We start from the raw sequence: 7,806 nt of genomic DNA, 5'->3' as shown, positions 1-7,806 counted from the left end.
CCCCGATACGACGGGAATAGAATAAATTTCCCTTTGTGAACAGGTCAACGCCTTCCTTAAAGAATTGGCGTTGTTCGGAGAACGTCTGCTCGAAAGGACCTAGATTGAGTTGTACATTGTCGAAGCCCGCCTGGCTAAAATCGGGGACCAGGGTGGCATCCAATGTAAAGTTTTCAGTGATACCGTATTTTACATCCAGCCCGGCACTGAAATCATCGTCCGACTCCCCGTCGTAACTGCGTACCAATGCCGAAGCAAAAGGGTAGAAGCTCAATCGAGTAGGCGGTTCGATATTTTCGATACCGGTTATTTCTCCGTGATATAATCCTATATTTCCTTTGGTGCGATCTATAGGATTCCAGGAATATTGTGAATTATCAACTCGAAACCTTCGGTGAAATTGCAATCCCCATGTTTGCACTTCTTGGTTCGAGAAACGCAGGGTAGAATAGGGGATCTTCATTTCGACGATCCAGCCATCGGCAACAATCTTAACGGCACTATCCCAGACCGCATTCCAACCAAAATCTTCCCCGTTACTGGGCGTGGCAATGGCATCGGCCTGAGTCCCGGAACTAAACACGAAAAACTCGGTATCGTTTTGTGCATCATTATTTGGATTTAAGACAACTCCAAAAAAATCGGCCTGACCAAAATTATCCCGACTCGTAAATTGTTTCATGATATCTTCGGGCTTATCGTGTAGATAGGCACCCACGTAGATTGCGTTGTTGTCGTAGACTATTTTAACAATGGATTTTTGATGGGCCTTTTCGGTCACCCCCATTTCGGGGCGAAACTGTGTAAAATCCTTGGCTTCGTTTGCATTTATCCAAGCGGTGTCATCCAGCACCCCATCAATTCTTGGAGCTTCGGAAGTTCGGCTAATGGCGAGTGATTTTTTGTCTTGAGAAAATGAGATGGTACAGATAAAAAGAAGTAGTACTAAGATCGACTGTTTCATTAATGGTTTTGATTGATGTTTGATAAAAGACTAGTCTTTTTACTCAATTGTTACAGATATCTCAAAAAAAATATGAATTGTCATACATTCTCTAGGATTTATTGTTAAAAATATCTTTTGCGTTGTTGTAATCGATAAAATAGGTAATGCGCAGGGATAGTGTATTTTGTTGGGGTTGTTTAAAAAGGTTAGAAACACTTTCTCCATAGTTTAGACTGGAAAGCGTGTCGAAGTTGAAAATTTGATTGCGGTAGAGTAGTGTAGCCTCACTTCCCGGTGCAAAGCGCCATCGAAAACTCAAATCTAAATTCCAGATATTGAAATTTGCATTGGGATTATTTTCGGTGGCGTCGTACTGATACGGAATTTCGCTTCGGCTACCGTCTTGGTTGAGTTTAAAAAAGATATTGTCACTATAGTCGGCGATGCTCCAAAAATTGCGGAAACGCAGGTCGATTGCCTTATACGGATCGAAATTATAGCTGGCTTGGATAGAATTTTCGATATCGGTTCGTTCTCGTTGTCCGAAGATGATATCGGTGTCGGTTTCTTCTACAAAGCCGAAATCTTTTTTTCTAATAGAGAATTCAGATTGAAAAATCAATAGTAATTTATCCGAAAAGCGGTACCGAGGTTCAAAGTCTAAAAAATAATTTTTTCGGGGATCACTGTCATAATATTCACGATACCCCAGGCGAACATCGTATGCAAATTTCTTTCGGTAGTCCGAAGACACCCAGGTATTTCCTCCTAAGTTAGCCCCATTTGTGACAAAACGTCCTGTCACACGAGGCTCGTAATAGTCGTCGTTCTTGGTATTGTAGCCAATATCCATTCCAAAGGCGAAGCGAGATTTGGTTACAAAAAAGCTATTGATATTAAAGGAGTTTCCGGTTTGTACATTGGGTTTATACAGCCGAAGATGTCTCGCAGTAAATTCGATGCGATAGGTATTAAACAAATTATTGGGTTTAAAAATTTGATATGAAACCCCGGCCACGAAATTGTTAAAGTTATTCTGAAAATTTACTCCCAGATCATTCATGTCGAAGGTGTTATTCGCAAAATCGTGTCCTATTCTGTATCGAAACCTGCCTTTTATTCTGAAGATATCGAGTTCCGAAAGAAAGCCGGTTGTCATACCATCTGCGGTATTCACATTACTAACGATGGCCCGACCCGAGCTTCGGAAGCGATTCTGCTTGTCGGCCACATCGAAGACAAAGGCAGAAACATTGCCGTCGCGAAAATGCCCATCCCGAGTAACATTTGTATTGATTAATGAAATAGAAGAGTTGTCGTTAAATTGTTGGTCCAAAACCACAATATTGTAATTACCGATGGGTTCTACCAGTATTTTTCGGGAAGAATTAGTAATGGTGTCATCAATAATGGCGTAGGTCTTTTCAGAAATGGCATTAAAGAATCCAACACCCAATTTGTCCTTTGTTCTTCCAGAAATTTTAAGGGCATTTAAAAGATTTACCTTTTCTGGGAATTCACGTATTACTTCATTTTCGGATAGCTCTCCAACATCCCCGCTGGGTCGCCCACCAACGCGACGTGAGAAGAAAATGCGACCCTTGTTAAAAAGATCTGTGCCTTCCGTAAAGAATTGTCTGTTTTCGCCGAATGTTTGCTCAAACGGACCTAAATTTAGAGTGACTTCATCAAAAGAAGCCTGCCCAAAATCGGGGACAAGGGTTGCGTCTAGTGTAAAACTGTCACTCAGTCCGTATTTAATATCCATTCCGGCGGTGAAATTTGTTTCAGTTTCACCATCATAATGCGTTACTTGTCCTTGTGCAAAAGGGAACAGTGTGAGTCGGATCGGTGGATCAATATTTCTAACTCCGGTAACCAATCCGTTGTATTGAGATTCTTCTCCCACACTATTATCAATAAAATTCCAGGTATGTGTTTCGTTTTGACGAATTAATTTTCGATAAAAGTTCACACTCCAGTCCTGTACTTCCACCTCGGGAAATCGCAGTGCGTTGTACGGGATCTTAAATTCGGCATACCAACCGAGTGTGTCTTTAGAAATTTTACTTTCAAACACCACGTTATAGCTGAAGTCAAAATCATTTCTACTGGCTACCGCATCCCCAATAGTACCGGCACTTGTCACTAAAAAGTGGGTCTCATTAATACCATCGTTGTAGGTATTTAATGCAATTGAAAAATGATCGGCCTGAACAAATATTTCATCGCGCTGGGAAAACTGACTGGGAATTGTCTCGGGGTTCGGATCGTACATATAGGCAGCCACATAGACAGCCTTATCATCATAGGCCATTTTGACTTCGGTTTTGTAGGCTTCAGGAATGACACCCTCATTTCCCGGCTCGTACATAAAAAAGTTTCCGTAGGATGGTAATGATTTCCAAATCGCATCGTCTAAGATGCCATCTATTTTTGGTGCGTCAGTAATTCTAGTAGCTTCAATGGTTTTTTTCCCTTGAGCTAATAATGGGCCAACCATCAGAAAAGTAATTAGAATGAGATATCCTTTAATCGTGTATTGAGAGCCCATTTATTGTTTTGATTCCTAATTTTAAGGGGATGTTAACAAAACTAAGATACTCGGTTGGGGCGAACTATTAATAAAAAGTTAAAATGCCCCTACTTTTATATAGTAAGTTGAATTAAATTGCCATATTGATTATTAGATGAAGCATAATTTAGAAAAAATAGTTTTTGCCGGGGGGTGTTTTTGGTGTACAGAGGCCGTGTTTCAGCGGATTGATGGTGTCGAAAAAGTAGTTTCCGGGTATACGGGAGGAACCATAAAGAACCCTGCGTATAAGGAGGTGTGCTCCGGAAGGACGGGACATGCCGAGGGGATTGAAATCTCATTCGATTCGGCGGTAGTTAGCTTAGACACCTTATTGGAAGTTTTTTTTGCGACGCACGATCCTACCACCCTCAACCGACAGGGAAACGACCGCGGTTCACAATATCGAAGTGCTATCTTTTATACGAATGCAATTCAGAAGCAAAAGGCCGAAGCTTTTATCGCATTACTCACTGCAAACAAGGTTTTTGAAAACCCAATCGTAACTCAGTTAGAGCCGTTAACCACCTTTTATTTGGCTGAAGAAGGGCATCAAGACTATTATAACCAAAATTCAGAACAGCCTTATTGTCAGTTTGTTATATCGCCTAAGGTTGAAAAGATTAAAAAATATTATTCAGAAAAACTTAAAACAAGCTAATGGGATCCTATACATTTTTTGAAGAATACAATCACGAAGTCACCGACGAACTCAAAAATAACTTTTCAGAAATTCTAAAAGGCGTAGGGGAGGATGTCACCAGAGAAGGAATCCTTAATACGCCTGAGCGAGCTGCCAAGGCGATGCAGTTCTTAACCTCGGGACATTGTCAAGATCCTGCAGAAATTCTGAAAAGCGCCATGTTTGCTGAAAGTTATCACGATATGGTGATTATAAAGGATATTGAGATATATTCCCTTTGTGAGCACCATATACTGCCATTCTTCGGAAAAGCACATATTGCGTACATTCCCGATGGACATATCGTGGGATTGAGTAAAATACCCCGAGTGGTTGATGTGTTTGCGCGCAGGTTACAAGTCCAAGAACGATTAACCCACGATATTCTAGAATGTATTAACGACACCTTGAAACCCAGAGGTGTTGCGGTGGTTATCGAGGCCTCACATATGTGTATGATGATGCGTGGGGTTCAGAAGCAAAATAGTGTTACCACGACCTCCGGTTTTCGAGGGCAGTTCGAAAAGATTGAAACTCGCAGCGAGTTTTTGAAACTAATTAGCAGTGACTTAGCATAATTTTGGCATCTTTCTTGCGTTCTATTATGTGAATTTTATTTTAAATACATCATGAACACATCAAAATATAAATTACTTCGCAAAGGAATTCTGTTCGACTTAATAGGAATGCTTACCATGTTCATTCCACTGGCCGGTCCTATTCTGGATATCATTTGGGCCCCTATTGCCGCCAAGAAAATGAATGATATGTATTCGGGAGCCTCTGGTACGATTGCATCCATTGCGGTATTTATAGAAGAATTATTGCCGGGAACCGATTTTATTCCCACCTTCACACTTATGTGGTTATACACCTTTGTTTGGAAGAAAGAGAAACAACCCGAACGGCAAACCATCGAAGTTAAAGTGAACGACTAATAAAAAAGCCTCCCATGGGAGGCTTTTTTTGTTAGATTTCTAATTTCAAATTCAATTGAAAACTTCTACCCATATTGGGAATGCCGTCCAATTTTAATCTGGAAAGATGGGCAATATAGGATTGGTCAGTAAGATTGATGGCATTTAGACCAATGTGCAACCACACCTTATTTAGTTGAAAACTACTTCCAACACCCATATTTAAAAGATTGTACCCTTCTGAAGCTGTTTCAAATGCTCCTGTATTTTGTTGTTTAAAAGTACTTTTCAGGCTGGCAAACGCATAGCTGTCTTTGGTAAACTTTGAGTTGTTAAACTCCACCCGAAAGGTGTTGGTAAACGAATTGGCCGGTATGAGCGGCAAATTGGCATCGTTTTCCAGTTTTCCGGTAACGGTTTCAAAAGTACTTTCAAAATGTAACCAATCCAAGGGGTGAGGGTGTATATGCAAACCAAATTCCCCACCGAACAAATAAGCATCCTGCTGTACATACTTAAAAACTTCATTCTCATCGATCATTTCTTGGGTGGGACTGATAAAAATATACTGGTTTACAAGATTATAGAAACCATTGGCAAATAGTTCAATATGTTCGTTTCTATATTCAATGGAAAGGTCGGTTTGAAAATTTTGTTCGTTTTCAAGGTTTGGGTTGCCAATTTCATAGCGATTGGTTCCCTCATGCACCCCATTTGAGGTCAATTCAGCTAAGTTAGGCGCTCGGAAACCACTGGCAAAATTAAGACGAGCCAAAAGCCTTTCCGAAAAATCTATTTTTGCGCCGACAGCGAGATTGAAACTTGTGTATTTTTTGCTTATGGCATCGATATACCCCTGATCTTCGATATCCCCGGTTGCCACACTGTGTATCGTTCTGGAATCAAAACGAAGCCCGGCCTGTAAATCGATCTTTTCTAAGTGATAGTGTGTGGTTCCCAATATTCCTATGTCTTTGGTGGTTGCATTGGGAATGAGCACCTCCTCTCCAAAATTCGCATTTTTTTGATACATGCCCTGCACCCCGACAATACTTTCAAAACGCCCCAGTACGGGTAGGTGATAGGTAGCGTCATAGTTGAAGGTATTTAATTTTAAACGTAAGGTGGGCGATGCTGACTCCTCAAATTCACGTCTATCGTTAAAAAGGTATCCCATTTTAATGTTCAGACTTGAGTTGTTAAAAAAGATCATATTTTCGGAGCTTAGAATATGATTGTCTATAGTTTGATTGGGGAGTAGCAATTTCTTATCGGTATTCTGAATGCCTATTTCTTCCGGAATTCCAATATTAGATTGATTGTAATTATACCGAAGGGTAGAGGTGACTTGGGTAGCTTGATACCGCAGCCCGGTTTTGATATCCGATTCGTTAAATCGAGAATTCGTCACGCGATAATCGATACCTGTTTTATAATCACTATGGGTCACATAGGCAGCTCGCACTAAAAATTTTAGTTTTTCCGAGGAGTTTTTAAATCCGAAATTCGTAGTTGTTCCCCTCGTATTCGAATAATAGGTGGTCTCTATGTCGGCTTTTGTTTTTCCTACTTCGGCAAATCTTTCAGGATTTAGATACAGGACACCACCGAGGGCATCACTTCCGTAAAGTAAAGAGGCGGGCCCCTTAATCACTTCCACGCTTTCAATTCCCGCTTCGTTGATCCCCAGTCCGTGTTCGTCTCCAAACTGCTGATTTTCCAGTCGAACACCCTGCGTATAGGTAAGCACTCGGTTAGCGCTCAACCCTCTAATCACCGGTTTGCCAATTCCGACACCTGTACTAATGGTTTCAACCCCTGCAATGTTAGAAATGCCATCGGCCAAGGTCACAGCACCGTTTGCCTTTAATTGTTTTAAACCCACACGTTCCACTTTCATTACATTATCCCGCTGTAGTTTATGAAACGGAGTAGAAATAATGATTTCTTCCATTTCGACAGCGGTTTCTACAAGTTGAAGGTCTTCAGTTAAGGTTTTGTCGTCTGAAAAGTCGAACTTCTTGGAAATGGTGGCATAGCCCAACAGGGAATATACAATGGTATAGGTGCCATCGGGAATGTTAGTAATGGCATAATAACCATCTAAAGTCGCCATCGTTCCTTTTTCTAACTGTGGAATATAAACGGTGGCTGAGATGGGCTCATTGTCTTGATTTGTTAAATGTCCGGAAATACTGTTCTGGGAAGTTGCTTCGGCCACTGCGATGAGTGCCAAAAGCAAAAAATGAATTTGTTTCATGGTTTTTTCTTAAAAAATAATACTTCGATTAAATATGCTAAGAAAATAGGGGTGGGCCTCTGGAAACGGGATGTTGAAGAAGATTTGTTTTAGCTGAAAAAACGTAAACGGAATCAGATTTAGTGCTTATGGCTGCTATTGAAGCTGCCACTTGTTCCAAGGGGATAAACGTAAATGTTGAAAGGTGAAAATCGCATATGGGACAATCGGTTTCTTGCTCATGAAGGTGTACCGAATGATCGGTACAGAGCGAATGTGGATGCTCTTCAAATATATGGGTAAATTGAACGGCAGCGGGTAAGAGAAGTGCCAGTGTTAGTACAACTGCCGACGTAATTTTAAGTATGTTGCTTTTACAATACATCTATTCACCTACTAAAAAGCCCAATCGCATACCGCGAAGCATTTTCTTTTCAAAATTCCAAA

7 protein-coding genes are annotated in these 7,806 nt (G+C 40.8%); 3 read left to right on the top strand and 4 right to left on the bottom strand.

Features of this window, described 5'->3' with window-relative positions; all coding sequences use genetic code 11:
* Together K8F54_RS13915 and K8F54_RS13910 are read right to left on the bottom strand one after the other, a co-directional pair.
* Window positions 1-964: DUF5916 domain-containing protein (locus K8F54_RS13915; RefSeq protein WP_290791933.1), on the bottom strand; the 964-nt coding region annotated here is incomplete at its 3' end.
* 91 nt (window positions 965-1,055) lie between these two features.
* On the bottom strand, window positions 1,056-3,500 hold the full coding sequence (locus K8F54_RS13910; RefSeq protein WP_290791931.1) for a DUF5916 domain-containing protein: 2,445 nt from the start codon (window positions 3,498-3,500) through the stop codon (window positions 1,056-1,058).
* A gap of 136 nt (window positions 3,501-3,636) precedes the next feature.
* Between K8F54_RS13910 and msrA the strand changes: the two genes are divergently transcribed.
* From msrA to K8F54_RS13895, 3 genes are read left to right on the top strand one after another with little or no spacing between them, the layout of a single operon-like run.
* Window positions 3,637-4,182, top strand: coding sequence for a peptide-methionine (S)-S-oxide reductase MsrA (gene msrA, locus K8F54_RS13905; protein WP_290791929.1), 546 nt, complete (start codon window positions 3,637-3,639; stop codon window positions 4,180-4,182).
* Window positions 4,182-4,781 carry a GTP cyclohydrolase I FolE gene (gene folE, locus K8F54_RS13900; protein WP_290791927.1) on the top strand — a complete coding sequence of 200 codons (600 nt, stop codon included), beginning with the start codon at window positions 4,182-4,184 and terminating at the stop codon, window positions 4,779-4,781. Before msrA ends, folE begins: the two co-directional genes overlap by 1 nt.
* A gap of 51 nt (window positions 4,782-4,832) precedes the next feature.
* Entirely contained in the window at window positions 4,833-5,141 is a 309-nt protein-coding gene (locus K8F54_RS13895) for a hypothetical protein (protein ID WP_290791925.1), read from the top strand.
* 31 nt (window positions 5,142-5,172) lie between these two features.
* Here K8F54_RS13895 and K8F54_RS13890 read toward each other — a convergent pair whose 3' ends face one another.
* Together K8F54_RS13890 and K8F54_RS13885 are read right to left on the bottom strand one after the other, a co-directional pair.
* Window positions 5,173-7,380, bottom strand: a complete 2,208-nt coding sequence (locus K8F54_RS13890; protein ID WP_290791923.1) for a TonB-dependent receptor — start codon at window positions 7,378-7,380, stop codon at window positions 5,173-5,175.
* 37 nt (window positions 7,381-7,417) lie between these two features.
* Window positions 7,418-7,744 carry a hypothetical protein gene (locus tag K8F54_RS13885; RefSeq protein WP_290791921.1) on the bottom strand — a complete coding sequence of 109 codons (327 nt, stop codon included), beginning with the start codon at window positions 7,742-7,744 and terminating at the stop codon, window positions 7,418-7,420.
* Between the last annotated feature and the right edge of the window lie 62 nt (window positions 7,745-7,806).

This window comes from Altibacter sp. (assembly GCF_019913785.1).
In the GTDB taxonomy this organism is placed as follows: Bacteria; Bacteroidota; Bacteroidia; order Flavobacteriales; family Flavobacteriaceae; genus Altibacter.
Note: the sequence above shows the minus strand (reverse complement) of the source record. Positions and strands in the feature narration are given on the sequence as shown.